The organism is Staphylococcus sp. FSL W8-1270, assembly GCF_038007165.1.
Taxonomy (GTDB): Bacteria; Bacillota; Bacilli; order Staphylococcales; family Staphylococcaceae; genus Staphylococcus; species Staphylococcus hominis.
Genome location: NZ_JBBOWQ010000001.1, coordinates 751,936 through 778,864, shown reverse-complemented (window position 1 = coordinate 778,864; position 26,929 = coordinate 751,936). Strand labels below are relative to the sequence as shown.

Below are 26,929 nucleotides of genomic sequence, written 5' to 3'. Positions count from 1 at the left end.
TATACATTATGCTGTTTTTATCTAACTTGTTTGACATTATGCATCATGGTTCACTTTTACAATACGTGTATATTTTAAAAATTGTTGTGAATATTTATTTTTGATATCTTCTAACTTTTCGTATGTTACGCCAATAATATGCCAATTAGGATTAAAATGATAAAAAGAATTTTTTTCACGAGACCAAGTAATCATGTTACCGTCTTTATTATATCTAGGTAATGTAACTTCGTACCCTTCTAAAACATTAATATAAGTTTGAAATATATCTGGATCAAGTCTATTAAAGTTATCAATCACTAAGTAACTTTTGTCATTTTTAGGCATAAGTTGTGTAATAAAACCTTCTCTATAATATAAAGCACCTGTCTCATTAGGTAGATATTTGCCATATAACATATCTTCACTAAAGTCAGGGTGACCACTAGTAATAACTGGATTAGCATTCGTTTTTTGTAAAAGATTATTGGCTGCTTTCAAACCTTCTTCACGTTTATCTACAACGAGTAAAATAAAAGGTTTAATGGTCTCATCATGATCCGTATTGAATCCTGGTTTTTTAATAGTCTCAAATGGTGTTCTAATCCCATCATTTTCACTCATGTCTATAATAGCATCGTATTGTGCTTGACTCATACTTGCTATTGCTTGCTTAGCATTTTCTTGTAAAAAGTATAAGTTCTTTAATTTAGGATGTTTATTTAGTGCTCCTAATGTAACAGGAGTGATATTCTTTTCATAATAAATCTCAATTGCAGTACTATTAGTACGACCAGGAATTGGAGGTTTTTCATGAATATGACGAGATACTTCACCAATTCCTACGACCGATTGATTACTATTCTTATCATAAAATATTAAATTATCCCCTACTTCTAATTGGTTATAAAAATGATAACCATTCCGTTTAATTCCATTATAAGTATGTGTAAAAATCGTATAATGGGTATCAGGTTCAAATTTTTCAGTTTCAGATAAAAAGAAATATCGAGGTAATTGAATGTTACCTTTTCCTAACTCAACGATTAATTGAAACTCCTCTTTTGTGAGTTGATTTATTAACGTTTCTCGCATATTATTCATTCGATAATCTAGCACTTCACTACGTTTTAAATAGTCAGTAGTTAAAGGCTTTAACTCTTCATTAAATTTAAATTCAACTCTAATTTTATTTTGTGCTCCTGTTTGAACACTAATAATTTCCCCAATTCCTAATAATCCAGTATCTGTTTGTACTTGATAAAAAATCACTTGATCGCCAATTTTAGCTTTTTTGAACGCTCGAAAACCCTGAGTAGGATTGAACTGTGCTCCAGACTCAAATAAAGTTGTTTGTCCAACTAATGGTTCATTATGGTTCCATCTTGTATATCCACAATTTAACCAAAAGTAATTTACTTCTTCTGCCATCTAGAATCTCCTTCTTACTTATTTTAAATTTAGCATCTTTATTCATGTATATATTAATATTAATTTTAGCACCTATTAGTCATTTTTAGATCGCTTAAATTTAAATATATGAATAGTCTATAAGATTTCGTTTTTTTTATTTTATCATATTTTTTTAATAGAGTTGACGTATTATTAAATCACTTTTTAAATTCAAAAAAGTGAAATAGAATCATATGAATCCTCACAAAATTCCATTTCACTATTAAAATATACTATCTCATTATTTAAACATTATTAGATTTCCGATTAACAGGAAGCGGAAGATAAAAAACTTCTAGATTCAGCTATCACACAAGAAAATCATGCTAGATATAGAAATTATTCCAACACGTCTGCTTATAAATTAAATTGATTAACTAAATATAACTTATAATTAGAGTGAACTCTCCTTCAAATACGCTATCTAAATCTTCAGAAGTTAAAATAAAATTAGATCCCTTTTCTAGCTTAAAGATTTCACCATCTGTAATCACTTGTCCACGACCTTCTAATACAGAAATAAGACAAAATTCACGAGGCTTCATATAATTAAGCGTTCCACTTATTTCCCATTTAACCATTGTAAAAAAGTCATTAGATACAATTTGGCTACGTTTATGATTTTCTACAATTGTAGTTTCAGGTACTATAGTAGGTGCATTTGCAGTAAATTGAATCACGTCTAATGCTTTGCTAACTTCTAATGATGATCCATCAGTTCGATTACGTTCATAATCATATACTCTATATGAAATATCAGATGATTGCATTGTTTCATATACTAAAACGCCAGAACCTATAGAATGAAGCATTCCAGCTGGTATAAAATAAAACTCACCTGGTTTAACTTTGATTCTTTCTACTGCATCCAACACCGCGTCTTCTTTTATCTTATTCTCAAATGTTTCTTTTGAATCAGCAGAAGTACCGAGTATAATTTCAGCGTCTTCTTCTGCATCAATAATATACCAACATTCAGACTTACCATATTGACCATTTTCAAATTCATATGCATACGAGTCGTCAGGATGAACGTGAATAGATAGAGGATGTCTTGCATCCACTATTTTACATAATAAAGGGAAATCTTTACTTGGAAAGTCTCCAAATAATTCTCTATGATCATTCCATACTTGATCTAATGTTTGACCAGCATACTGACCATTTTCAATCATATTTTTTCCATTCGGATGTGCAGAAATACCCCAGCATTCTCCAGTTTGTTCACTTGGTATGTCGTAATTAAATTGATTTAACTTATTACCGCCCCATATTTTTTCAAAGAAAATAGGCTTTAAAAATAATGGCATGATTGCACCTCCTAAAACACGGTTATTGCTTCTCTCTTTATTTTAAAGTGAAATATCGTATTTAAATGATTATGTATAATTAGAACAATTGATGACCCACTTTATCTTTAAATTACTATCTATTTAAGCTTTTAATATATCAGATAACTAATTCTATATGAAAGCTGTTTCGCTTCTATCGTTAAACAAAAATTTTCACTCATATGTTTATTATATCAATTTCATTATTAATTTAATAGAAATTATATATATTAATAAAAAAGAATAGAACAGCAAGTTTTAAAACTCACTGTCCTACTCTAACACAGAACTTTTCATTTGTAATTAATTATCTAACTTAACTACTCAAAACGAGATAATGCTTCTTGAATAGATTGATGCCCTGAAAGAATTTGAAATTCTTTATTTTCAAATTTATTTTCAGAAGTCGCTACGTGTTTTAATACAGAAGCCACATCTTCGCGTGGAATTGTACTTCCTTCATCAAAATACAAGTCAGCTTTAATTTCACCAGTACCTGATTTATCTTCTAAACCACCTGGATGAACGATTGTATAAGTTAGTCCAGAATTTCTTAAATGATTATCTGCATAGTGTTTTGCAATTGTATAAGGTTTTAAATCTCCACTTGCATCAAATGCTTCACGACGTGAATCGTAAGTAGAAACCATTACATAATGTTTAACATTTGCTTTTTTACTTGCTTCAATCGTTTTCACTGCACCATCTAAATCAACAATGATTGTTTTATCAGCACCTGTGCTACCACCTGAACCAACTGAGAAAATAACTTTATCAAAGCCTTTGAATTTCTCAGTTAAATCATCAATACTATCTTTTTCTACATCTATTAAAATGGCATTAACACCTTGATCTTTTAACGCACTTTCTTGTTCTTCTTTACGAACACCGGCTGTAAAATCAACTTGATCTTCTTTTAATTGGTTAACCAATTTAGAACCTACGCCACCATTAGCACCAATAACTAATATACTCATAAACTTATTTCCTCCTTCAATTCATTTCATAGTTTATTAATACCACTTAGTATCATTTTTAAACTTATTTACTATATATCATTGACACTTAGACAAGGACACTATATATTAATATATGAATATATATTAATATATTAAAGAGGAGGTCTCATGTGATGTCCAATACAAATAAAGATAGAGATATATTTATAGATGAATACATGCTTAACCGTTTAACTGAGACATTTAAAGCGTTAAGCGATTATAACCGTTTACGTATTTTAGAATTGTTATATAAAGGTGAAGCTAGTGTTGGGCATATTACGCATACATTAAAATTAACTCAATCAAATGTATCGCATCAATTAAAGAGTTTAAAACAAGCAGGCCTCGTTAAATCGTCACGTCATGGACAATCCATGATTTATTCTATAGACGATCAACATGTTTCTACTTTATTAAAACAAGCCATTCAACATGCTCATCATCAAAGAGGTGAATAATAAATGTCTAATCACACACACCATCATAACCATACTCATAATCATGTCCATACCAATAACAAAAAGGTATTAACAATTTCTTTTATTATTATAGGCTTATTTATGATTGTTGAAATTTTAGGAGGAATAATAAATGTCTAATCACACACACCATCATAACCATACTCATAATCATGTCCATACCAATAACAAAAAGATATTAACAATTTCTTTTATTATTATAGGCTTATTTATGATTGTTGAAATTTTAGGAGGATTTATCGCTAATAGTCTTGCGCTATTATCAGATGGACTTCATATGTTTAGCGATACTGTTTCACTAGGAGTTGCTTTAATCGCATTTATTTATGCAGAGAAAAATGCTACTTCAACTAAAACATTCGGTTACAAGCGTTTTGAAGTCTTAGCTGCCTTATTTAATGGTATAACTTTATTAATTATTAGTGGCGTCATTATCATCGAAGCGATTAGAAGATTTTTCAATCCTATTAAAGTGCAATCCACTGAAATGTTTATTATTAGTGTGATTGGACTTATAGTGAATATTATCGTTGCAATAATCATGTTTAAAAGCGGTGATACGTCACATAACTTAAATATGCGCGGTGCTTTTATTCACGTTTTAGGAGACTTACTTGGTTCATTAGGTGCCATTATAGCATCTATTCTTATATACGTATTTAACTTTACAATTGCTGATCCTATCGCAAGCATTCTAGTTTCCATTATTATATTGAAAAGTGCAATCGGTATTTCACGTTCGTCACTTAATATTTTAATGGAAGGTACACCAAGTGACGTCAATTTAGATAAAATCATTAGTACAATTATAAATCATAATGAAATTTATAATGTCCATGATTATCACGTTTGGACTATTTCAAATGATATGAATGCGTTAAGTTGTCATGCAGTCGTCTCTGAAACTATGTCTGTTCAGGACTGTGAAGGACTTCTTAAAAAAATAGAACATGAATTACTTCACTTAAATATACAACATATGACAATTCAATTAGAAACAGCCCAACATGATCACGATACTTCAGTACTATGCTCTGGATTACATAAAGAGCACGCTCATCATTAAGACTACACAAACAATGTCCGCAGTTTACAATATAAGTAAAAAGTCGAACAGAATTCATATTAGTTTCTGCTCGACTTTTTTTACTTATATAAAATAATCGAAAATAAATTGTTTGCCTGGTACATGTTTTTCATCAAATCCTTGAAGAAATTCTTCATTATCATACGGTAATTTTACTCTTTCAACACTAAACTCATTTTCGTTAATTGTGACGATTCCATATACGGCATATTTACCATTATTAAGTCCTACTGAACCAGGATTGAAATAGGTTTTGTTATTATCATCATACAAGTGTAATTGATGATTATGTCCAAAAGCTATAAAATCCGCATCCTTATCTTCAAATAATTTAACTATCTCTTCTTTTTGATTATCTACAATAGGTTCAAATGGTTGTTTATCAATCCCCTCTTCTAATCTTTGATTTTCAATTTCATAATGTATAAATAAACATTTTTTCCCACAAATTGTTTTTTCTAAATATCTTGGTAGTGTATTTAATACATCATAGTAATCTTCATCCATTCGACTTTCAATCCATTGATGGTGTTCATAAAATTTATTTTTTAAATCTTCTGGATACGGTGTACCATTAACAATTGACATAATGGCTTCATCGTGATTACCAGCAATAATTTCCATATCATCTCGATCGAAAATCATATCTAATACTTTATTGGTTTCATGGCCAATTCCAATATTATCACCTAAGTTAAAGATTTGATCGATATCTTCTCTATTATCAATATCATCTAAAACAGTTTGTAAGGCATCAAAATTACCATGAACGTCGGTTAAAATTGCAAATTTCACCATAAAGTCTCCTTTCATTATTAAATCATTAGCATATTTTAACACTTAAAACATAATATTGTTAGATATTAATTTAAAAAAATCACAAATTCTGATATTGTGTATTATATTAACGTAAAGGAGTGCTTATTTTGTTTAAATTTCATAGTTTAGCATTTAAAAATGCTAAGTCACAACTCATAAAAACAATACTATTTAGTTTAGTAAGTTTTATTATTGTATTTGTGGCATTTGTGATTGCTAGAACTTTCTTCGTTCAAAACTTTATGCAGATGCAACTAGCAGCACAATTTCAACAGTCAGCTGGCGCGTCATTATCTATGATAATACTCGTCCTAGTCTTAGGATTATTATTCTTTATACTTGCAGGTTATCAATTACTTGCGGGGGCTTTTAATATTATGGCTAAAGCCATTGAAAAAGAAGCTGTTCAATTTTCTGATTTATTTTTTGCTTTTAAAAAAGGAAAATATGTTAAAGGTCTTCTTTTAGCTTTTATTACTATTATTGTTTATGCTGTATTATATTTAATCACATTAGGATTAAACTTTTTATTTAATAAAGCATTAACACCATTATTCACATCTATTCAACAGTCAGTAAGTACATCTGATCACGCTATTGGCATTTTACTTACTGTACAAATTATCTTAATTATCATTATGGGATTCATTCTTTCAATCGTATATTGGTTCTTCTTTATATTAATGATTAATTATACTGTATCATTTGCACGTAAAAATGACTTAAGTGCTATAGGTCATTTTAAAGACGGCTTTAAAGGCATTAAAAATGGACGTAAAACTTGGTTCAAATTCTTTTTAGCTATCTTATTAATTAACCTACTCATTATTATCATTACACAACCACTTGGTACAATATTAACTGTATTAACCGGAAATATGTCCCAAAATGTAGCACAAGTGATTTTAATTATTGCTCAAACGCTTATTATTATTGTACGTTTAATTCTATATTTTATAATTCTAATGGGTATTGTTCAATATTTCTTACGTCGCGGTGAGAATGTGAATAGACCTGTAAAAGAAAAGAAAAAAAGTAAACGAAAAGAAAAAAATCATAAAAAAGAAGCGTTAAAAAACGACCCTTCATCTTTTAATGAGACAAAAAATCATATTAAAGAAGACTTAAATCATCAAAAAAATTTGAATAACGATAAATAAATCACTATTTAACACAAAAGGTAAGAAAGCAGGTTTCTCCTACTTTCTTACCTTATTTTAATTTAAAAAATGTTGTTCTAAATATAAAGCCGCGCCATCCTCTTCATTTGTATATTGTGTAGTATCATCAGTAATAGACTGAATTTCTGGACGTGCATTTTTCATTGAAACAGTGTATCCTCCAAATTCAAACATTGCTCTGTCATTATCGCTATCACCAATAACAAGTGTTTCTTCTTGTTTAATATCGAAATGATCTATCATTTCTTTAATTCCAGTGCCTTTATCCACTTGATAAGCCATCGTCTCAGCATTAAACCTTGAAGAATTAGATACGCTAATATTTAATAACACTTTATTTTGTATTAATTCATCTCTAAACGTTTTAATTTTATTTAACTTTTTGTTGAATAGATAAATTTTAGAATAGTCGTCATTTGGAATATCTTTTCTCCAATTAATTTTACCATTCATGGCATCTCGACGTGATTTCCATTCACTTTCACTCACTTCATTTTGTGGATGTTCACTATCAATCATATCTTCCATCCATGATTGATCTTCAATTAATGAAATTCTATCTCCTTCAAAAGGAAAAACTTCATAATAAATGTGTTGTTGTTGAGCTAGTTGCACGATTTTTTTTACACTATCTATTGTCAAACTATGTTTAAATAAAATTGTATCTTCAATATCGCCTCTTGTTCCATTAGAACTAATCATACCATCTACTTTAAAACCTTTTGGTACTAGACTATGAATTTCAGAATAAGAACGTCCTGTTGCTAGAAATACCTTATAATTTTTTTCTCTTAACTGATCAATTACTTCTTTTGTTTTTACAGTCGCTTTATTATCTTCATGCAATAGTGTTCCATCCATATCTAAGAATATTGCTTTAATATTTTCTAATGCCATCGTGATACCCTCCATCTAACTCTTTCTTAAAATTGTGACATTTATTTAACCAAAGTGCAAACTCAATTATGTTTTATATAAAGATGATATCGATTTCTATATTGAATAACTTCAATTTGGTTATTAAAAAATTTAGACATCATCGAATCAGTTAAAATATCTTTTGTTATTCCTTTACCAAAACAACTACCCTCTTTTAATAAAAATATCTTACTAAATAATGGAATAATTTCCTCTATGACATGAGTCACGTAAATCATCGTCAAATGAGCGTATGTCTTATTTAAATTTTCTAATAAATATAATAACTGTTCTCTAGCCAAAAAGTCTAATCCTGATGCTGGTTCATCAAGAATAAGTACATCAGGTTGATGTATAAGCGCGCGAGCAATCATTACTTTTTGTTTTTGTCCTGTTGAGAGATATCCTAAATATTGATCTTTATATGATAACATTCCTACTAAATTTAATAATTTTTCTGCTTCTTTAGTATGTTCATCAGAATATTCTTTATATAGACCGATAGATTTAAATATGCCACTTAATACGACATCAATCACTTTCTCACCGTCTTGAAATTTTTCTAATAAACTATGCGAAACAAATCCAATATGTTGACGAACGTTTTCTGCAGAATATCCTTTTTTACCTGGTATCATTTCAAACAATTCTATTTCACCCTGAGATACACTTTCATAAGAATTCATGATATTTAATAGTGTTGTTTTTCCTGCACCATTCAACCCATAAAGAATCCAATTATCTCCCGCTTCAATATGCCAATTTAAATCATTAATGATTGTTTTTCCGTGTTTCTTTTTATAGATATGTTTTAAATTTATCAAATGATCACCTCTACTTAAAATAATTGTATGATGATTCTGATTATTTAACAAATCAAATAAAAAACTGAGACATGTCATCCATGTCCCAGCTTTTTGAATTATTCAACTGTAACTGATTTAGCTAAGTTACGAGGTTTGTCAACATCTAATCCTCTGTGTAAAGCTGCATAATATGCGATTAATTGTAGCGCTACTACTGATACTAAAGGCGTTAATAATTCGTGTACGTGAGGAATCACATATGTGTCTCCATCTTTTTCTAAACCTTCCATTGAAATAATACAAGGTTTAGCGCCACGTGCTACTACTTCTTTAACATTACCACGAATTGATAAATTCACATTTTCTTGCGTAGCTAACGCAATGACTGGCGTATCATCTTCAATTAAAGCAATAGTACCGTGTTTTAACTCTCCACCAGCAAATCCTTCAGCTTGAATATATGAAATTTCTTTAAGTTTTAATGCTCCTTCTAAACTTACATTGTAATCCATCGCACGACCAATAAAGAAAGCATTTCTAGTCGTTTCTAAGAATTCTTTAGTAATTTTTTCCATTACTGGTGCATCATCTACAATCGTTTCAATTGCAGTTGTTACTTTTGCTAATTCTCTTAATAAGTCAATACCGTTATTGCGTCCATGTGCTTTAGCTACAACTTGAGAAAGAATTGATAATACAGCAATTTGAGCTGTATAAGCTTTAGTTGATGCAACAGCAATTTCAGGTCCTGCGTGTAATAATAACGTATGATCAGCTTCACGAGATAACGTTGAACCTGCTACATTTGTAATTGTTAAAGACTTATGGCCTAATTTATTTGTTTCAACCAATACTGCACGGCTATCAGCTGTTTCTCCTGATTGAGAGATATAAATAAATAAAGGTTTTTCAGATAATAATGGCATGTTATAAACAAATTCTGATGCCACATGAACTTCAGTTGGCACTCCAGATAGTTTTTCAAGGTATTCTTTACCAACTAAACCAGCATGATAACTTGTTCCTGCAGCAATAATATAAATGCGATCTGCATTCGATACATCTTTAATAATTTCAGAATCAATATTTAAATCTCCATTTTCATCTTCGTATTCTTGAATAATACGACGCATTACTGCTGGCTGTTCATTAATTTCTTTTAACATATAGTGATCATAAATACCTTTTTCAGCATCTGATGCATCTATTTGAGCAGTATACGTTGGGCGATCTTGAATATTTCCATCTTTATCTTTAATTGTTACACTTTCTTTTTTAACAATAACAATTTCATGATCGTGAATTTCTTTATATTGATTTGTAACTTTAATCATTGCTAATGCATCTGAAGCAATAACATTAAAGTCGTCACCAATACCAACAAGTAAAGGTGATTTATTTTTAGCTACATAAATAGTGTCTTCATCCTCAGAATCTAACATACCTAAAGCATACGATCCATCTAATAAAGATACTGCTTTAGTGAATGCTTCTTCAGTTTCTAAACCTTTATTTGAAAAATATTCTACTAATTGAACGATAACTTCTGTATCAGTTTCTGATTTAAACGTTACATCTGATAAGTATTCGCTTTTTAGTTCTTCATAATTTTCAATTACACCATTATGCACTAAAGTGAAACGTCCATTATTTGATTGATGAGGATGTGAATTAATATGACTAGGTACCCCATGAGTAGCCCATCGAGTATGACCAATACCAATGTGACCATCAATGTCATTGCTATCTGCTACTTTTCTTAATTCTGCAATACGACCTTTTTCCTTAAATACAGTAGTCCCTTCATCATTGACAACAGCAATTCCTGCTGAATCATATCCTCTATACTCTAATTTTTCTAAACCAGATAGTAATAATTCTTTGGCATTATCAAAGCCAATATATCCAACAATTCCGCACATATTTCTTTTTCCTCCATTACATAGTCATATGATAATTTTATCTGTTATATAAAATTTTTTAATTAGACATTGCTCGTTTTATTGTATTGGATTCTAAACATCATATTTCTATGTTTTCTATTTGGCGTTCTTATTATATTTGTACATCTAGTTACCTATATGTTTTAAATAATAAGCTAACGAATGTGCCACATCCGGAATAGCATCCGCCGATTATATCGATAACTATTCTCCTCGTCTACAATATAATTAATATGTCTATTAGCATTCTCTTAATTAATACTAAATGGTTAACATTTTAATTATTTGTCCAGGCGCTTTATTTTATTTTTATTACATCTATCCTCCTTTCTTCCAATACTCTCTATTTTACCCTTTTCTAATAATTATTTGCAAATATTATTATATTTAATTCATAAACTTATAGTTATAATTTGATATTTAATTTATATTTTTTGCTAAAAAAATACTCTCTTTAAAGTTTTCAGTTCTACGGCTTTAACTTTAAAGAGAGTGTATTCTTGTTTTTAAATGGTACTATTAATTTAATCCCATTTTTTCTTTTACTTTATCAGCAATTGTTTGAGCATAACGTTCAGCATCTTCATTTGTTGCTGCCTCAACCATTACTCTTACTAATGGTTCAGTTCCTGAAGGTCTAACTAATATTCTTCCTTCACCATTCATTTCATTCTCAACTTCATTCATAACAGCTTTAACATCTTCATTTTCAGATACATGATGTTTATCTGTTACTTTTACATTAATTAATGATTGTGGATACTTTTTCATTTGTGCTGCTAACTCACTTAAAGTTTTACCACTTGATTTAATAATAGCAGCAAGTTGTACTCCAGTTAGTAGTCCATCACCAGTCGTGTTATAGTCCATCATTACTATATGTCCAGATTGTTCTCCGCCTAAATTATAATGGCCTCGTCTCATTTCTTCAACGACATATCTATCTCCAACTTTTGTTTTATTTGATTGAATGCCTTCTGTTTCAAGAGCTTTATAAAATCCTAAGTTACTCATTACAGTAGATACAATCATATTATTATTTAATTCATGATTTTTATGCATTTCTTGACCAATAATAAACATAATTTGGTCACCATCAATGATGTTACCCTTTTCATCAACAGCAATTAAACGATCTCCATCTCCATCAAAAGCTAAACCAAAATCACTTTCAGTTTCTACAACTTTTTCAGCTAAATGTTCAGGATGAGTAGACCCACATTCATCATTAATATTGTATCCATCTGGATTACAACCAATTGTAACTGTCGTTGCCTCTAAATCACCAAATAAGAAAGGCGCAAGTGAAGAAGTTGATCCATTCGCCCCATCTAAAGTAATTTTAAGTCCATCTAAATTTATATCAATTGTAGATTTAAGATAACTTAAGTATTTTTGTGCACCTTCATAATAATCTGAAAAATGCATAATGTCTTTGCCTGCTGGACGTGGTAAGTCAGGTTGTTCTTGATCTAATAATTGTTCAATTTCTTCTTCCTGCTTATCTGAAAGTTTAAAACCATCAGCACCAAAGAACTTAATACCATTATCAGCTACAGGATTATGAGATGCAGAAATCATTACTCCTAATTGTGCTCCCATTTCACGTGTTAAATATGCAACACCTGGAGTAGAAATAACTCCTAATCTCATTACTTCTGCACCTATTGATGCTAATCCAGCGATTAAAGCTGATTCTAACATTTCACCAGACACACGAGTATCTCTACCAACTAAAACTCTAGGATGTTTCTCTCCTTCATTATGTGCTAATACATAACCACCATAGCGACCTAGTTTAAACGCTAATTCAGGTGTTAATTCTTTATTAGCTACTCCCCTTACACCATCTGTTCCAAAATATTTTCCCATTTTCATTACTCCTTTATTATCTAGTTTACTATTTTAAATTGACATGTGCTGTGACTTCATTAAATTCAGATTTCTTAACCTGTTTAGGTATCTTGAGTTGAAGTGTTTTATCAGTCGATTCAGTGATATCATCTAAATTGACATCGGCTTCTATGTCATTAATATCCTTCAAATCATCTTTATTACCATAAATTTCTACTTCATTCTCATTTAGTTTAATGCTATCTAAACTTTCATCATCAGGTAATGAACCCTTTTTAACGGTTTTAATTTTTACTTTTTTACTGTAAGGTTCAAGTTTCACTGACATTTTAATATTATTAGGCTTGATTTGAACGTTTAATTTATTCAATTGCTTGTCAAATGCAGTAATTTCAGCTACATCAGTAGTATTCTCACTGATATTAGTCGCATTTTTAAATGTCGCTTTTAAATATGCAATTTTGTCTAATTGCTTTTTACCACCAGTAACTTGAACAGTGTCTTTATTCAAAGAAGTTTCACTTACTTTATAATTTGAATCTACATTGTTTTGTGAAATATCAGGCTGAACATGCATTGTTTTAGTATCTTTATCCTCCAAGGTGATATAAGCGTGTTTAGGTTTAACATTATAACTAATATCGTTACTTAATCCTTTAACAATATAATCTTCTTTATAATTTCCAGATTTAGCATTAGATAAATTAACTGTGACCTTGATATCGTCTGAACTTTCTATTTTCAATAACTTTGATTGTGGTCCTGAAATAGTAACATCAACAGTATCTGGTGATTTAGTAACATGTAAATTTTTGGTATTATAAAGAATTTCTACAGGTACATCTTCAATTGTTTTAGAAGAATTCTGAGCTAGATTATCATTGTTAAAAATATTGCCAAACACATTATTAACAGAAAGATAAAAAAAGATCGCTAATATTAAGGCAAAAAATCTTAATCCCCACTTACTTTCTAACATGCTATTTCACACCCTTCTTTTGAGCGCGAGTTCCAAACCAATGTTCAGCTAATAACTCTTCGAATACTTCATCAGAAACATCACGTCTTAATTTACCATCGAAAGTAACTGATATTGAACCGGTTTCTTCAGATACTACCACAGTAAATGAGTCCGAAACTTCAGAAATTCCTACGGCTGCCCTATGTCTTGTACCTAAACTTTTAGAAATTTTATTACTATCTGAAAGTGGTAAATAACATGCAGCACTAGCAATTTTAGTGTTTTGAATAATCATAGCCCCATCATGTAATGGTGTATTAGGTATAAAAACATTTATCAATAATTCTTGAGATATTGCAGAATTCATTGATATACCAGTTTCAATATAGTCTTGCAATCCAGTTTCCTTTTCAAAAACAATTAATGCTCCAATTCGTCTTTTAGCCATATACTGAACAGCCTTTGATACAGATTGGATTAATTTTTCTTCATCATGACTGTAAGTATTAGTATAGCGTTTAAATAGGCTCCCTCGCCCTAATTGCTCAAGTGCTCGTCTAATTTCTGGTTGGAATATCACAATTAAAGCTAAAACGCCCCATTGAATCACAATATCAAATAACTTTGAGGTAGCAGTTAAATTGAGAAGTTTACTTACTTGTTGTCCAATAACTATAAATAATATACCTTTAAGCAATTGAATTGCTTTAGTTCCTTTAAATACAGTAATGAGAAGATAAAGGACATACCAGACAATAAGTATATCTAATATACTTGTAATAATCTTCAAAGTACTAAGATTATTAAAAAAGTTGGAAAAATCCATAATCTCTCCTCCGTCTATAACTTTCATACTCATAATTATACCAATGAAAGGTGTAACTGTCATACTATGAAAGTCATACTTATAAATTTTTCATGAAAATCACTACTAAAAATGGATAATAAAAAAGCACCCCATTAAGGAGTGCTTAAAGTGAGCCATAGAGGATTCGAACCTCTGACCCTCTGATTAAAAGTCAGATGCTCTACCAACTGAGCTAATGGCTCTTATGGCTGGGCTAGCTGGATTCGAACCAGCGCGTGACGGAGTCAAAGTCCGTTGCCTTACCGCTTGGCTATAGCCCAATAAGATGGTGGAGGGGGGCAGATTCGAACTGCCGAACCCGAAGGAGCGGATTTACAGTCCGCCGCGTTTAGCCACTTCGCTACCCCTCCGATATTTAAATGGTGGAGAATGACGGGTTCGAACCGCCGACCCTCTGCTTGTAAGGCAGATGCTCTCCCAGCTGAGCTAATTCTCCAAATAAATGACTCCTACGGGACTCGAACCCGTGTTACCGCCGTGAAAGGGCGGTGTCTTAACCGCTTGACCAAGGAGCCATGGCTCCGCAGGTAGGATTCGAACCTACGACCGATCGGTTAACAGCCGATAGCTCTACCACTGAGCTACTGCGGAATAATATATATGCCTGGCAACGTCCTACTCTAGCGGAACGTCAGTCCAACTACCATCGGCGCTAAGGAGCTTAACTTCTGTGTTCGGCATGGGAACAGGTGTGACCTCCTTGCCATTGTCACCAGACAAATGAATGATTATACATTCAAAACTAGATAGTAAGTAAAGATTTGCGTCGCAAAACTTGAAAAAATTGATTAAGTCTTCGATCGATTAGTATTCGTCAGCTCCACGTGTCACCACGCTTCCACCTCGAACCTATTAACCTCATCATCTCTGAGGGATCTTATAACCGAAGTTGGGAAATCTCATCTTGAGGGGGGCTTCATGCTTAGATGCTTTCAGCACTTATCCCGTCCATACATAGCTACCCAGCTATGCCGTTGGCACGACAACTGGTACACCAGAGGTATGTCCATCCCGGTCCTCTCGTACTAAGGACAGCTCCTCTCAAATTTCCTACGCCCACGACGGATAGGGACCGAACTGTCTCACGACGTTCTGAACCCAGCTCGCGTACCGCTTTAATGGGCGAACAGCCCAACCCTTGGGACCGACTACAGCCCCAGGATGCGATGAGCCGACATCGAGGTGCCAAACCTCCCCGTCGATGTGAACTCTTGGGGGAGATAAGCCTGTTATCCCCGGGGTAGCTTTTATCCGTTGAGCGATGGCCCTTCCATGCGGAACCACCGGATCACTAAGTCCGTCTTTCGACCCTGCTCGACTTGTAGGTCTCGCAGTCAAGCTCCCTTATGCCTTTACACTCTATGAATGATTTCCAACCATTCTGAGGGAACCTTTGAGCGCCTCCGTTACCTTTTAGGAGGCGACCGCCCCAGTCAAACTGCCCGCCTGACACTGTCTCCCACCACGATAAGTGGTGCGGGTTAGAAAGCCAACACAGCTAGGGTAGTATCCCACCAACGCCTCCACGTAAGCTAGCGCTCACGTTTCAAAGGCTCCTACCTATCCTGTACAAGCTGTGCCGAATTTCAATATCAGGCTACAGTAAAGCTCCACGGGGTCTTTCCGTCCTGTCGCGGGTAACCTGCATCTTCACAGGTACTATGATTTCACCGAGTCTCTCGTTGAGACAGTGCCCAAATCGTTACGCCTTTCGTGCGGGTCGGAACTTACCCGACAAGGAATTTCGCTACCTTAGGACCGTTATAGTTACGGCCGCCGTTTACTGGGGCTTCGATTCGTAGCTTCGCAGAAGCTAACCACTCCTCTTAACCTTCCAGCACCGGGCAGGCGTCAGCCCCTATACATCACCTTACGGTTTAGCAGAGACCTGTGTTTTTGATAAACAGTCGCTTGGGCCTATTCACTGCGGCTCTTCTGGGCTTGCACCCTAAAGAGCACCCCTTCTCCCGAAGTTACGGGGTCATTTTGCCGAGTTCCTTAACGAGAGTTCGCTCGCTCACCTTAGAATTCTCATCTTGACTACCTGTGTCGGTTTGCGGTACGGGCACCTAATCTCTATCTAGAGGCTTTTCTCGGCAGTGTGAAATCAACGACTCGAGGAAACAATTTCCTCTCCCCATCACAGCTCAATCTTAAGAGTGCCGGATTTGCCTAACACTCAATCTCACTGCTTAGACGTACAATCCAATCGTACGCTTCGCCTATCCTACTGCGTCCCCCCATCGATTAAAACGATTATAGGTGGTACAGGAATATCAACCTGTTATCCATCGCCTACGCCTGTCGGCCTCAGCTTAGGACCCGACTAACCCAGAGCGGACGAGCCTTCCTCTGGAAACCTTAGTCAATCGGTGGACGGGATTCTCACCCGTCTTTCGCTACTCACACCGGCATTCTCACTTCTAAGCGCTCCACATGTCCTTGCGATCATGCTTCAACGCCCTTAGAACGCTCTCCTACCATTGTCCAAAGGACAATCCACAGCTTCGGTAATATGTTTAGCCCCGGTACATTTTCGGCGCAGTGTCACTCGACTAGTGAGCTATTACGCACTCTTTAAATGATGGCTGCTTCTAAGCCAACATCCTAGTTGTCTGGGCAACGCCACATCCTTTTCCACTTAACATATATTTTGGGACCTTAGCTGGTGGTCTGGGCTGTTTCCCTTTCGAACACGGACCTTATCACCCATGTTCTGACTCCCAAGTTAAATTAATTGGCATTCGGAGTTTGTCTGAATTCGGTAACCCGAGAGGGGCCCCTCGTCCAAACAGTGCTCTACCTCCAATAATCATCACTTGAGGCTAGCCCTAAAGCTATTTCGGAGAGAACCAGCTATCTCCAAGTTCGATTGGAATTTCTCCGCTACCCACAGTTCATCCGCTCACTTTTCAACGTAAGTCGGTTCGGTCCTCCATTCAGTGTTACCTGAACTTCAACCTGACCATGGGTAGATCACCTGGTTTCGGGTCTACGACCAAATACTATACGCCCTATTCAGACTCGCTTTCGCTACGGCTCCACATTTTCTGCTTAACCTTGCATCAGATCGTAACTCGCCGGTTCATTCTACAAAAGGCACGCCATCACCCATTAACGGGCTCTGACTACTTGTAAGCACACGGTTTCAAGTTCTCTTTCACTCCCCTTCCGGGGTACTTTTCACCTTTCCCTCACGGTACTGGTTCACTATCGGTCACTAGAGAGTATTTAGCCTTAGGAGATGGTCCTCCCAGATTCCGACGGAATTTCACGTGCTCCGTCGTACTCAGGATCCACTCAAGAGAGAATATATTTTCAACTACAGGATTATTACCTTCTTTGATTCAACTTTCCAGATGATTCGTTTAATATATTCCTTTGTAACTCCGTATAGAGTGTCCTACAACCCCAATAAGCAAGCTTATTGGTTTGGGCTCTTCCCGTTTCGCTCGCCGCTACTCAGGGAATCGAATTTTCTTTCTCTTCCTCCGGGTACTAAGATGTTTCAGTTCTCCGGGTCTGCCTTCTGACAAGCTATGAATTCACTTGTCGATAACACAACATAACTTGTGCTGGGTTCCCCCATTCGGAAATCTCTGGATCAACGCTTACTTACAGCTACCCAAAGCATATCGTCGTTAGTAACGTCCTTCATCGGCTTCTAGTGCCAAGGCATCCACCGTGCGCCCTTAATAACTTAATCTAATATAGTTATTAATCTGTGAGTGTTCTTTCGAACACTAGCGATTATTTTTTATGAATTCAAGCTTATTTAAAACTCTATTCACTCGGTTTTGCTTGGTAAAATCTATTTACTTACTTATCTAGTTTTCAATGTACAATGTCATTAATTAATAATCACATCTAAGTATTATAACAAAATATAATAGTAAATGCAATATTTAATTAAATATGAATGTTTTAACATAAACATTCAAAACTGAATACAATATGTCACGTTATTCCGTATCATCTCTACGAGATGTTCCGAATATATCCTTAGAAAGGAGGTGATCCAGCCGCACCTTCCGATACGGCTACCTTGTTACGACTTCACCCCAATCATTTGTCCCACCTTCGACGGCTAGCTCCAAATGGTTACTCCACCGGCTTCGGGTGTTACAAACTCTCGTGGTGTGACGGGCGGTGTGTACAAGACCCGGGAACGTATTCACCGTAGCATGCTGATCTACGATTACTAGCGATTCCAGCTTCATGTAGTCGAGTTGCAGACTACAATCCGAACTGAGAACAACTTTATGGGATTTGCTTGACCTCGCGGTTTCGCTGCCCTTTGTATTGTCCATTGTAGCACGTGTGTAGCCCAAATCATAAGGGGCATGATGATTTGACGTCATCCCCACCTTCCTCCGGTTTGTCACCGGCAGTCAACTTAGAGTGCCCAACTTAATGATGGCAACTAAGCTTAAGGGTTGCGCTCGTTGCGGGACTTAACCCAACATCTCACGACACGAGCTGACGACAACCATGCACCACCTGTCACTTTGTCCCCCGAAGGGGAAACTTCTATCTCTAGAAGGGTCAAAGGATGTCAAGATTTGGTAAGGTTCTTCGCGTTGCTTCGAATTAAACCACATGCTCCACCGCTTGTGCGGGTCCCCGTCAATTCCTTTGAGTTTCAACCTTGCGGTCGTACTCCCCAGGCGGAGTGCTTAATGCGTTAGCTGCAGCACTAAGGGGCGGAAACCCCCTAACACTTAGCACTCATCGTTTACGGCGTGGACTACCAGGGTATCTAATCCTGTTTGATCCCCACGCTTTCGCACATCAGCGTCAGTTACAGACCAGAAAGTCGCCTTCGCCACTGGTGTTCCTCCATATCTCTGCGCATTTCACCGCTACACATGGAATTCCACTTTCCTCTTCTGCACTCAAGTTTTCCAGTTTCCAATGACCCTCCACGGTTGAGCCGTGGGCTTTCACATCAGACTTAAAAAACCGCCTACGCGCGCTTTACGCCCAATAATTCCGGATAACGCTTGCCACCTACGTATTACCGCGGCTGCTGGCACGTAGTTAGCCGTGGCTTTCTGATTAGGTACCGTCAAGACGTGCACAGTTACTTACACGTTTGTTCTTCCCTAATAACAGAGTTTTACGATCCGAAGACCTTCATCACTCACGCGGCGTTGCTCCGTCAGGCTTTCGCCCATTGCGGAAGATTCCCTACTGCTGCCTCCCGTAGGAGTCTGGACCGTGTCTCAGTTCCAGTGTGGCCGATCACCCTCTCAGGTCGGCTACGTATCGTTGCCTTGGTAAGCCGTTACCTTACCAACTAGCTAATACGGCGCAGGTCCATCTATAAGTGATAGCAAAGCCATCTTTCACTATCGAACCATGCGGTTCGAAATATTATCCGGTATTAGCTCCGGTTTCCCGAAGTTATCCCAGTCTTATAGGTAGGTTACCTACGTGTTACTCACCCGTCCGCCGCTAACGTCAAAGGAGCAAGCTCCTCGTCTGTTCGCTCGACTTGCATGTATTAGGCACGCCGCCAGCGTTCATCCTGAGCCAGGATCAAACTCTCCATAAAAATTTATGATGTTTGATTAGCTCATAATACTAAATAGTGTTTGTAACATTTAAGTTACTTTATTGGAATTAACGTTGACATATTGTCATTCAGTTTTCAATGTTCATTTAAAATATAATCTATTAAATTATATCAACTTCAATTTCGAAAGTCAATAACTAATTTCGATTACTTTTAATATTTTATATCGTTTTTCAAGATTTTGCAATGGTAAATTTTACACCGAATTTACATTTTTTAAAATGTATTAACACTTCTTGAAAACGACTTTTATATCTTATCAAACAATTCATTTAGTGTCAACAAATTATTTTAATAATTTTATTTTTGTTTTAAGCAATTCTTCTAACTTGCTCACAAAAAGATATTCTATCAGAATTTTTATATTTTGCAATAGAAAAAGCGCTCGAAATGATATTTTTTTCGAGCACTTTTACACTAATGTTTATTTATTATTTTATTGTTGCAGCAATTACTTTTTGCGCAATTGTTTTATAGATTTTTCCTAATCGATCTTCTTCTTGATAAATAGATGGTGAAAAGTCATTAGGATTCCAAGAAGGTTGTTCAAGAGGTAGTTCGCCTAACAATTGGGTATTGAGCTCGTCCGCAAGTTTACGTCCTCCACCTTTACCAAATACATACTCTTTTTTTCCAGTTTCTTTACTTTCGAAATAACTCATATTTTCAATAACACCTAAAATAGAATGCTCTGTATGCTTAGCCATAGCTCCAGCTCTTGCTGCTACAAATGCTGCTGTTGGATGTGGTGTAGTTACTATTATTTCTTTACTACTTGGTAACATTGAATGAACGTCAAGAGCTACATCCCCTGTTCCAGGAGGTAAATCAAGTAATAAGTAATCTAACTCTCCCCATTTAACTTCAACAAAGAAATTCGTCAACATTTTTCCTAACATAGGACCACGCCAAATAACTGGTGCATTTTCTTCAACGAAAAATGCCATTGAAATCACTTTAACACCATGACGTTCTACAGGAATAATCTCTTTTCCTTGAACACCAGGCTTTTCATCTATCCCCATCATATCTGGAACACTAAAACCATAAATGTCAGCATCTATGAGACCTACTCTTTTACCCTCTCTCGCTAATGCTACTGCTAAGTTTACGGCTATAGTTGATTTCCCTACTCCACCTTTACCAGAAGCAATTGCAATAAACTCCACTGGATTATTCTGTGATAATAATCCCTCAATTGTCTTAGGTTTCTCTTTTTCTTTTCCTGTATATTTTTCCACAACTTCAGCAGGTAGTTCCTCAAAACGAATGCCCACTGTATTTGCTCCGTTTTCTTTTAAAGCTTTAACCACTGACATTTGCAAATCAAGCTGTGGTTGTCCTCCTAATTGAGCCATAGCAACTTTAACACTTACATGTTGAATTTCTTCTTTTATTTTTACTTCTACAATTCCCTTTGTTTCTTTTAAAGGCACATTAATAATTGGGTCTTTTAAGTCTCCCACTATTTTTTTTACTTGTTCTACCGTTAACAACTCATTATCCCCCTTAAGTTTCTTTATATTTACATTTTAACAAATTTACTTATAATCTGTGTTGAATTTATCAAGAATTTATAGCTTATGTTTACTTCTTATCATTCAAGTCTTCGCTATCTGGATAAAAAATCATTTTACATAAATATAGTATTCCAATAATTAATGCAATAACCCAAAATTCAATTTTAATATATACGTAATGAATATGAATAACAAAATAGAATAGAATAGTCGTAATCACATATGAAATTAAATGAAATAGTGTTCCATTAAAATATGGATTATTAGGTAATTGCTTTCTAAAATAATCCATTAAATGCTCAATAGCAAATAGCAAAAAGTATCCAAATACTATATAGCTACCGTAATATACTAAATTGCTGAATAAATCCTTATTGTATGTAAAGAATCCTAATTTTAAAAAAATAAGAATTCGACTTAATCCAAATAACCCAAATCCTAAAAATATTAAAAATATACAACCTGATAGAATAAAAATAAGAAGAATAAGAAGAGTCGGAAAGATACCATTAAATTTTTGATTAGAAAATTTCATTTCTCTCTTTCCTCCTCTTTTCATCCATACTTTATAATGCCACTTTATCATTTATATATAGTAACTTAAAATTATTATTTTATACCTTCTTTATTCTCTTCAAATAAAAATACCCACATTAAAATTAATATAAGCGCAACAATTGTGCTTACAGTTAATATATTATAGAAGTTACCTCCTAATAAACCAAATTGAAGTGCATATAATGACCCCATCAATGTAGATCCTATAGATGATCCTAAATTTTTAGTTAATGCATAGAATGACATCATTTTTTTCATATATTTAGGACTTGTTTCTTCTTGAACAATCACACTGTCTTTAGTATAAACAAAGCCAAAACTCAATCCTGCAAGAATCACAGCTCCCGCAATAATAAGAGGAATATGAAGTCCAAATACTAAAATCATATTACTTAAAATTAATGATATGAAAGCTCCTATATATAGTTTTTTTCTTGAAAATTTTGATTCTACTTTAGCTAAGTTGAAGTTTAAAGCTAACCATGCAACAGAAAGTGGAAATATCACTAATCCACTTTGTAGTGGAGATAATTTTAAATAATCTTGTAAATAAACAGGTATATATAAGTTATACCCCATTAGACATATTGCTATAAGTAAATCAGTTATAAATACCAGTGAAATTGATTTATTAAATTCACTTATTGGTAAAAAAGGCATATCTGTTTTATTTTCATATTTGAATAAAACGAATAATATAACTATTGCTAGTATTAATGCAATAATATTAAAAGTAACACCTGTTTTATTTAATAAACTAAACATAAGAAGTCCAATAAAAATATAAAACAAAGATAATCCTTTTACATCAAAGTGTATATGTTGTACTTCCGCTTCTTCTGGAAAATGAAAAGTAAGAAAAGCTAAAACAATAGCTATCAATGCAATTGGTATGTTGATATAAAATAACCAATGCCATGTTGCAACTTCTAATATTCCACCACCTAATAATGGTCCAAGAATACTTGAAATTCCCCAGACACTTCCAACGATGCCCATTATTTTGTAACGAAGCGGAATTTCAAATGCTAGTTTTGGTACAATTTGAGTCAAAGACATCATAACTCCTGCGCCAAGTCCCTGGATGGCTCTTGAAATAATTAACATTATAAACGTCTCACTCATGCCTGACATAAAACTTCCAATACCAAATAATAGTATGCCGACTACAGCTATATATAGAATCTTAAATCTTGTGAGAAGTTCACCCACAATAGGATTTGCTACTACAAGTGCTATAAAATAAACGGTAAAGACTAATGGCACTGCTGTACCAGCATTCAAATCTTTACGAATGGTAGGCAATGCTAGTGAAATAATTGAACTTTCAATTGCTGCCATAAACATTGTTAAAACCAAAGTCACTACAATACCTATTGATTTTAATTTCATCTTTGCCCTCCTATATATTTAAAAAGTTCATAATATAGAATATCCTTAATTATATTCATAAACAATTTTAATGTATTATTAAAAAAAGAAAAAACAGGATAGAATTCTTTTTGAATTCATAGTCCTGTTTCTAAATAAGCACTTAATAAACTAAGTTATTCTCAATGATATAACCTTTCAACTAGGTCTACATAAAATATACGATTCCTATAAAATGAAAGAGTGATGCAATAACGATAAAAATATGCCATATCATATGAAAATATGGACGGTTTTTTTGTGCATAAAACCATGCTCCAATAGTATAAGAAAGACCACCTAATACGATAAATAAAATAAATAACCAAGATGTTCTAATAATAATCACAGGTAAAAATATAATACCAACCCATCCCATAACTAAGTAAACAATTAAGCTTAATTTGGAATTTACATGAGTTGAAATTGACTTATATAGAATACCCCATATTGTTGTTCCCCATAATAACAAAAAGACCAGCCATCCTAACCAACCTCCAACAACTGTTAGTAAGACTGGTGTATACGTTCCAGAAATTGCTACATATATCATACTGTGGTCAATAATTCTTAATATATATTTATGCGATGTATTATTTTTCATTGAATGATATACAGTAGAGGAAATAAACATCATGAAAATACTAATAACAAAGATAGAGACACTAATAGAACTTAGTGTTCCATACTCATTATAACTATGTACTGCTGCATAAGGCAGTAAAAATAAAGTCATTAGTGCAGCAACACCATGTGAGGTTGCATTACCAATTTCCTCACCAAAAGATAGTGGAATGATGTCTTTAAATGATTCAATTACATTATCTTTTGTATGCTGAGATGATTTAGACATCGTATTCCACCATCCTTTAAATTACATTCATTCGTTTTAAATCATCAGTTGCAGTTTCTACACTGTCTTTTCCCTCTTTATTTTTCAAGGGTGAAAATTCTTCTTTTCTTGGAACTTGTAATGTAATAAAACTATTCGCATATCGGAAAATATCAAAATAAAATAGTTCAAATTTTAAAGATGTTTTTTCAATCAAACCAAAGTCATCATCCAGTTGTTTCAATTTTTTAATGGCTAAATGATATGGTAAATCATTATTTACCGCTTGATTTATAAATGATAACTTAAATGCGTGAATGCCAATATTTGCATTATCAAATGTATTCGCTACATTTTCATCAAGTTCTGAATATTCAAGTACAGTATCTTTATTATCTTTACTAACTAATCGTCCAACACTTTCACCCTTTTTAGGTTGAATAGATTTAGATGTGATATCTTTATCATTTACTACTGTAAATCCTACAAATACTGGATCAAGAACTTTTACTAACACATTGTCAATATTATTTAAGAAAATGAACTTTACGCCATCTTTCTCCATTTTATCTAAATAACCTTTATGCTCTAGCGATTTAAATATCCCACCATTACCATTAGGTGTTTCCATAATATAGCCTTTTTCATTAAAAATCAGTCTACCATTTTCACTTAGAGCCACAATGTTGTCTTGTTTAAAAAAGTGAATACGTTCTGGGTTATAACCAAAATAATCATGGTTTTCAAAGTAACGTAATGTTTCCTCATGATTAATATCACTAGTCATAATATACCAATTAATACAATGTCCTGTTTCATTTTTTAGATGCAATAGTTGTCTTGCTTGAAGTTCAAATAAGCTTACACCTTCAATTTCAAAAGAACCTTTAGGTCCCTTATAACCTAAACGTGTGCCTTGACCACCAGCCATAAGAACAACAGCAAATTCTCCATTTCTTATTGCTTCTATTCCTTTATGTTCATAATATTCACGATCTTGTTCAGTGAATGCTTCCTTAATTTTATAATCAACTTCAGAAACTGCAGTAACATCTGTAATTGTTTTACGATTAACATATAAACTTTGATAAAGTTCTTGAATAAATTCTAAATCTAATGAGTTCACTTTTTCATCTAATTGCTCTTTTTCATTACTACTCATCATTTTCTCATATTCAATTAAATGTTCTTGATTGTATTTTTCTAATTTACTTTGATCTAGCATTTATAACTCTCCTTATAGATAGTTCGTGTCATTCAAATATATTTATCATATTAATTATAAATTTGATATTAAGACAAGAAAGATAATCCATCATATTCATTGATATCATCCGGACAATGAATGGCTCACATATTTCAAAATTTCATTTATAAACTCTTGAAATATTATGTATATTGCTCCAATACTAAAAGCTGTTGATAAGGATGCATCTAAAAAACCACCAGTTTTGAAAGTAAAAGGAAACTTAATCGCTAAAGGTATTGGATAAAGTAACTTTACCCCTCTAGGTGTCAACATATCTAGTATAACATGAGAAGCCATTGCACCGATAATAGTAACTAAATAATAAGTCGGAGTTTGAATTAAAATAAGTAAAAAACCTATCATACCTAAGAATAACAATGAATGCGTAAATGTTCGATGCCCAAAGATAGTACTAACGAGCAAACTAAGAATTTTAAATTGTCTTCCAATCTTACTTCTTGTATGACAAATATCTGGAAGTAAACTTCCTGCTATTGCTAAACAAATTACTGTTACAGTAGAAAATAGATCTGTATGATAATGGTCAACTGTTATTGCTCCTACAAGCAAACCAGCAGCTACATGCGTTTTTCCTGTCATTTATCTTCTCCTTTATTAAAAATATATTAACATAAATAGTCTTAAAATACGAACATATTTTCGGTATATAGATACCTTTCTTTAAATGTTTATTTTTCTTATTTATTACATATGTTTTATTTGATATATCTTTGAATTTGTATATTATTAAAATAAATACCCAAGGAGGTCTGACTATGTTTGTTGTTACAAATCGAATTACTGTAAAAAAAGGATTTGCTGAAAAAATGGCACCACGTTTCACTAAAGGTGGTAAGATTGAACAATTAGACGGTTTCAGAAAAATTGAAGTTTGGCAAATTGATAATACTAATGATACTGAAGATATGTATGTTAATACATGGTGGGACAATGAAGAAAACTTCAAAGCTTGGACCCAAAGTGATGCGTTTAAAGAAGCACATAAAAATACTGGAAAATCTTCAACAGAAGATTCACCAGTAGTAACAAGTGAAATTGTAAAAGCAAACGTACTATCAACTTTAGAATAGAAAAAGAAGCAG

The 26,929-nt window shown here is 33.6% G+C and carries 21 protein-coding genes, 6 tRNA genes and 3 rRNA genes; 5 read left to right on the top strand and 25 right to left on the bottom strand.

Annotated features, from left to right (window positions below; translation table 11 throughout):
* Nucleotides 1-36: 36 nt before the first annotated feature.
* The 3 genes from NSU06_RS03850 to NSU06_RS03840 form a co-directional block, all read right to left on the bottom strand.
* Nucleotides 37-1,410, bottom strand: coding sequence for an EVE domain-containing protein (locus NSU06_RS03850; protein WP_049382646.1), 1,374 nt, complete (start codon nt 1,408-1,410; stop codon nt 37-39).
* Between the two features lie 398 nt (nt 1,411-1,808).
* Nucleotides 1,809-2,741, bottom strand: a complete 933-nt coding sequence (locus tag NSU06_RS03845; protein ID WP_017176087.1) for a type I phosphomannose isomerase catalytic subunit — start codon at nt 2,739-2,741, stop codon at nt 1,809-1,811.
* A gap of 341 nt (nt 2,742-3,082) precedes the next feature.
* Entirely contained in the window at nt 3,083-3,739 is a 657-nt protein-coding gene (locus tag NSU06_RS03840; RefSeq protein ID WP_002448697.1) for an NAD(P)-binding oxidoreductase, read from the bottom strand.
* A gap of 155 nt (nt 3,740-3,894) precedes the next feature.
* Here NSU06_RS03840 and NSU06_RS03835 point away from each other — a divergent pair, with 155 nt between their 5' ends.
* Genes NSU06_RS03835 through czrB form a run of 3 tightly spaced genes read left to right on the top strand, consistent with a single transcriptional unit; the run spans nt 3,895 to nt 5,308 of the window.
* A complete protein-coding gene (locus tag NSU06_RS03835; RefSeq protein ID WP_002448641.1) occupies nt 3,895-4,221 on the top strand; it encodes an ArsR/SmtB family transcription factor in 327 nt (108 codons plus the stop codon).
* Between the two features lie 3 nt (nt 4,222-4,224).
* Nucleotides 4,225-4,362, top strand: a complete 138-nt coding sequence (locus tag NSU06_RS03830; protein WP_017176086.1) for a hypothetical protein — start codon at nt 4,225-4,227, stop codon at nt 4,360-4,362.
* Nucleotides 4,355-5,308, top strand: a complete 954-nt coding sequence (gene czrB, locus NSU06_RS03825; RefSeq protein ID WP_017176085.1) for a CDF family zinc efflux transporter CzrB — start codon at nt 4,355-4,357, stop codon at nt 5,306-5,308. The genes NSU06_RS03830 and czrB overlap by 8 nt, the downstream gene beginning before the upstream one ends.
* An 84-nt stretch (nt 5,309-5,392) precedes the next feature.
* On the opposite strand, the gene NSU06_RS03820 is transcribed toward czrB, so the two are convergent.
* Nucleotides 5,393-6,127: a metallophosphoesterase family protein gene (locus NSU06_RS03820; RefSeq protein WP_002448650.1), complete on the bottom strand. Its 735-nt coding sequence runs from the start codon at nt 6,125-6,127 to the stop codon at nt 5,393-5,395.
* A gap of 128 nt (nt 6,128-6,255) precedes the next feature.
* Here NSU06_RS03820 and NSU06_RS03815 point away from each other — a divergent pair, with 128 nt between their 5' ends.
* Entirely contained in the window at nt 6,256-7,308 is a 1,053-nt protein-coding gene (locus NSU06_RS03815; protein WP_017176084.1) for a lytic regulatory protein, read from the top strand.
* A 57-nt stretch (nt 7,309-7,365) separates the two neighbouring features.
* On the opposite strand, the gene NSU06_RS03810 is transcribed toward NSU06_RS03815, so the two are convergent.
* The 21 genes from NSU06_RS03810 to NSU06_RS03710 all read right to left on the bottom strand — a co-directional run bounded on the left by NSU06_RS03810 (nt 7,366) and on the right by NSU06_RS03710 (nt 26,426).
* On the bottom strand, nt 7,366-8,226 hold the full coding sequence (locus NSU06_RS03810) for a Cof-type HAD-IIB family hydrolase (protein WP_017176083.1): 861 nt from the start codon (nt 8,224-8,226) through the stop codon (nt 7,366-7,368).
* Between the two features lie 62 nt (nt 8,227-8,288).
* Nucleotides 8,289-9,149 (bottom strand): ABC transporter ATP-binding protein, encoded by an 861-nt coding sequence (locus NSU06_RS03805; RefSeq protein WP_017176082.1) that lies wholly within the window; start codon nt 9,147-9,149, stop codon nt 8,289-8,291.
* 20 nt (nt 9,150-9,169) lie between these two features.
* Nucleotides 9,170-10,975: a glutamine--fructose-6-phosphate transaminase (isomerizing) gene (gene glmS / locus NSU06_RS03800; protein ID WP_017176081.1), complete on the bottom strand. Its 1,806-nt coding sequence runs from the start codon at nt 10,973-10,975 to the stop codon at nt 9,170-9,172.
* A 540-nt stretch (nt 10,976-11,515) separates the two neighbouring features.
* Complete coding sequence (gene glmM / locus NSU06_RS03795; protein WP_017176080.1) at nt 11,516-12,868, bottom strand: phosphoglucosamine mutase; 1,353 nt, start codon at nt 12,866-12,868, stop codon at nt 11,516-11,518.
* 28 nt (nt 12,869-12,896) lie between these two features.
* The gene (locus NSU06_RS03790) at nt 12,897-13,829 is read right to left on the bottom strand and encodes a CdaR family protein (RefSeq protein WP_017176079.1); all 933 of its coding nucleotides are present in this window, start codon (nt 13,827-13,829) and stop codon (nt 12,897-12,899) included.
* A 1-nt stretch (nt 13,830) separates the two neighbouring features.
* On the bottom strand, nt 13,831-14,637 hold the full coding sequence (gene cdaA / locus NSU06_RS03785) for a diadenylate cyclase CdaA (RefSeq protein WP_017176078.1): 807 nt from the start codon (nt 14,635-14,637) through the stop codon (nt 13,831-13,833).
* 151 nt (nt 14,638-14,788) lie between these two features.
* A tRNA-Lys gene (locus NSU06_RS03780) sits at nt 14,789-14,861 on the bottom strand.
* Nucleotides 14,862-14,864: 3 nt separating this feature from the next.
* Nucleotides 14,865-14,939, bottom strand: a tRNA-Gln gene (locus NSU06_RS03775).
* 6 nt (nt 14,940-14,945) lie between these two features.
* Nucleotides 14,946-15,029 (bottom strand) — tRNA-Tyr (locus tag NSU06_RS03770).
* 10 nt (nt 15,030-15,039) lie between these two features.
* Nucleotides 15,040-15,115, bottom strand: a tRNA-Val gene (locus NSU06_RS03765).
* A 7-nt stretch (nt 15,116-15,122) separates the two neighbouring features.
* Nucleotides 15,123-15,194: transfer RNA gene (locus tag NSU06_RS03760), tRNA-Glu, on the bottom strand.
* Nucleotide 15,195: 1 nt separating this feature from the next.
* Nucleotides 15,196-15,270, bottom strand: a tRNA-Asn gene (locus NSU06_RS03755).
* An 11-nt stretch (nt 15,271-15,281) separates the two neighbouring features.
* A 5S ribosomal RNA gene (gene rrf, locus NSU06_RS03750) occupies nt 15,282-15,396 on the bottom strand.
* Nucleotides 15,397-15,463: 67 nt separating this feature from the next.
* A 23S ribosomal RNA gene (locus tag NSU06_RS03745) occupies nt 15,464-18,385 on the bottom strand.
* A gap of 300 nt (nt 18,386-18,685) precedes the next feature.
* Nucleotides 18,686-20,236: ribosomal RNA gene (locus NSU06_RS03740) — 16S ribosomal RNA — on the bottom strand.
* Together the 16S, 23S and 5S rRNA genes with 6 tRNA genes alongside form the textbook arrangement of a ribosomal RNA operon.
* A 452-nt stretch (nt 20,237-20,688) precedes the next feature.
* Nucleotides 20,689-21,753 carry an Mrp/NBP35 family ATP-binding protein gene (locus NSU06_RS03735; RefSeq protein ID WP_048762029.1) on the bottom strand — a complete coding sequence of 355 codons (1,065 nt, stop codon included), beginning with the start codon at nt 21,751-21,753 and terminating at the stop codon, nt 20,689-20,691.
* Between the two features lie 91 nt (nt 21,754-21,844).
* Nucleotides 21,845-22,312 carry a SepA family multidrug efflux transporter gene (locus NSU06_RS03730; protein ID WP_017175365.1) on the bottom strand — a complete coding sequence of 156 codons (468 nt, stop codon included), beginning with the start codon at nt 22,310-22,312 and terminating at the stop codon, nt 21,845-21,847.
* A 74-nt stretch (nt 22,313-22,386) separates the two neighbouring features.
* Nucleotides 22,387-23,727, bottom strand: coding sequence for a multidrug efflux MFS transporter SdrM (sdrM, locus tag NSU06_RS03725; RefSeq protein WP_048762031.1), 1,341 nt, complete (start codon nt 23,725-23,727; stop codon nt 22,387-22,389).
* A gap of 187 nt (nt 23,728-23,914) precedes the next feature.
* Nucleotides 23,915-24,598 (bottom strand): PAQR family membrane homeostasis protein TrhA, encoded by a 684-nt coding sequence (gene trhA / locus NSU06_RS03720; RefSeq protein ID WP_019835206.1) that lies wholly within the window; start codon nt 24,596-24,598, stop codon nt 23,915-23,917.
* A 16-nt stretch (nt 24,599-24,614) separates the two neighbouring features.
* Entirely contained in the window at nt 24,615-25,802 is a 1,188-nt protein-coding gene (locus NSU06_RS03715; RefSeq protein ID WP_019835205.1) for a UTP--glucose-1-phosphate uridylyltransferase, read from the bottom strand.
* A 105-nt stretch (nt 25,803-25,907) separates the two neighbouring features.
* Nucleotides 25,908-26,426 carry a metal-dependent hydrolase gene (locus NSU06_RS03710; protein WP_017175369.1) on the bottom strand — a complete coding sequence of 173 codons (519 nt, stop codon included), beginning with the start codon at nt 26,424-26,426 and terminating at the stop codon, nt 25,908-25,910.
* 176 nt (nt 26,427-26,602) lie between these two features.
* Here NSU06_RS03710 and NSU06_RS03705 point away from each other — a divergent pair, with 176 nt between their 5' ends.
* Nucleotides 26,603-26,917, top strand: a complete 315-nt coding sequence (locus NSU06_RS03705) for a heme oxygenase (protein ID WP_048680627.1) — start codon at nt 26,603-26,605, stop codon at nt 26,915-26,917.
* Nucleotides 26,918-26,929 lie beyond the last annotated feature (12 nt).

What these genes read in the sequence shown, in the direction of transcription:
- NSU06_RS03850 (WP_049382646.1), bottom strand. Translation starts at nt 1,410, where the DNA reads ATGGCAGAAGAAGTAAATTACTTTTGGTTAAATTGTGGATATACAAGA.
- NSU06_RS03845 (WP_017176087.1), bottom strand. Translation starts at nt 2,741, where the DNA reads ATGCCATTATTTTTAAAGCCTATTTTCTTTGAAAAAATATGGGGCGGT.
- NSU06_RS03840 (WP_002448697.1), bottom strand. Translation starts at nt 3,739, where the DNA reads ATGAGTATATTAGTTATTGGTGCTAATGGTGGCGTAGGTTCTAAATTG.
- NSU06_RS03835 (WP_002448641.1), top strand. Translation starts at nt 3,895, where the DNA reads ATGTCCAATACAAATAAAGATAGAGATATATTTATAGATGAATACATG.
- NSU06_RS03830 (WP_017176086.1), top strand. Translation starts at nt 4,225, where the DNA reads ATGTCTAATCACACACACCATCATAACCATACTCATAATCATGTCCAT.
- czrB (WP_017176085.1), top strand. Translation starts at nt 4,355, where the DNA reads ATGTCTAATCACACACACCATCATAACCATACTCATAATCATGTCCAT.
- NSU06_RS03820 (WP_002448650.1), bottom strand. Translation starts at nt 6,127, where the DNA reads ATGGTGAAATTTGCAATTTTAACCGACGTTCATGGTAATTTTGATGCC.
- NSU06_RS03810 (WP_017176083.1), bottom strand. Translation starts at nt 8,226, where the DNA reads ATGGCATTAGAAAATATTAAAGCAATATTCTTAGATATGGATGGAACA.
- NSU06_RS03805 (WP_017176082.1), bottom strand. Translation starts at nt 9,149, where the DNA reads ATGACATGTCTCAGTTTTTTATTTGATTTGTTAAATAATCAGAATCAT.
- glmS (WP_017176081.1), bottom strand. Translation starts at nt 10,975, where the DNA reads ATGTGCGGAATTGTTGGATATATTGGCTTTGATAATGCCAAAGAATTA.
- glmM (WP_017176080.1), bottom strand. Translation starts at nt 12,868, where the DNA reads ATGGGAAAATATTTTGGAACAGATGGTGTAAGGGGAGTAGCTAATAAA.
- NSU06_RS03790 (WP_017176079.1), bottom strand. Translation starts at nt 13,829, where the DNA reads ATGTTAGAAAGTAAGTGGGGATTAAGATTTTTTGCCTTAATATTAGCG.
- cdaA (WP_017176078.1), bottom strand. Translation starts at nt 14,637, where the DNA reads ATGGATTTTTCCAACTTTTTTAATAATCTTAGTACTTTGAAGATTATT.
- NSU06_RS03730 (WP_017175365.1), bottom strand. Translation starts at nt 22,312, where the DNA reads ATGAAATTTTCTAATCAAAAATTTAATGGTATCTTTCCGACTCTTCTT.
- sdrM (WP_048762031.1), bottom strand. Translation starts at nt 23,727, where the DNA reads ATGAAATTAAAATCAATAGGTATTGTAGTGACTTTGGTTTTAACAATG.
- trhA (WP_019835206.1), bottom strand. Translation starts at nt 24,598, where the DNA reads ATGTCTAAATCATCTCAGCATACAAAAGATAATGTAATTGAATCATTT.
- NSU06_RS03715 (WP_019835205.1), bottom strand. Translation starts at nt 25,802, where the DNA reads ATGCTAGATCAAAGTAAATTAGAAAAATACAATCAAGAACATTTAATT.
- NSU06_RS03710 (WP_017175369.1), bottom strand. Translation starts at nt 26,426, where the DNA reads ATGACAGGAAAAACGCATGTAGCTGCTGGTTTGCTTGTAGGAGCAATA.
- NSU06_RS03705 (WP_048680627.1), top strand. Translation starts at nt 26,603, where the DNA reads ATGTTTGTTGTTACAAATCGAATTACTGTAAAAAAAGGATTTGCTGAA.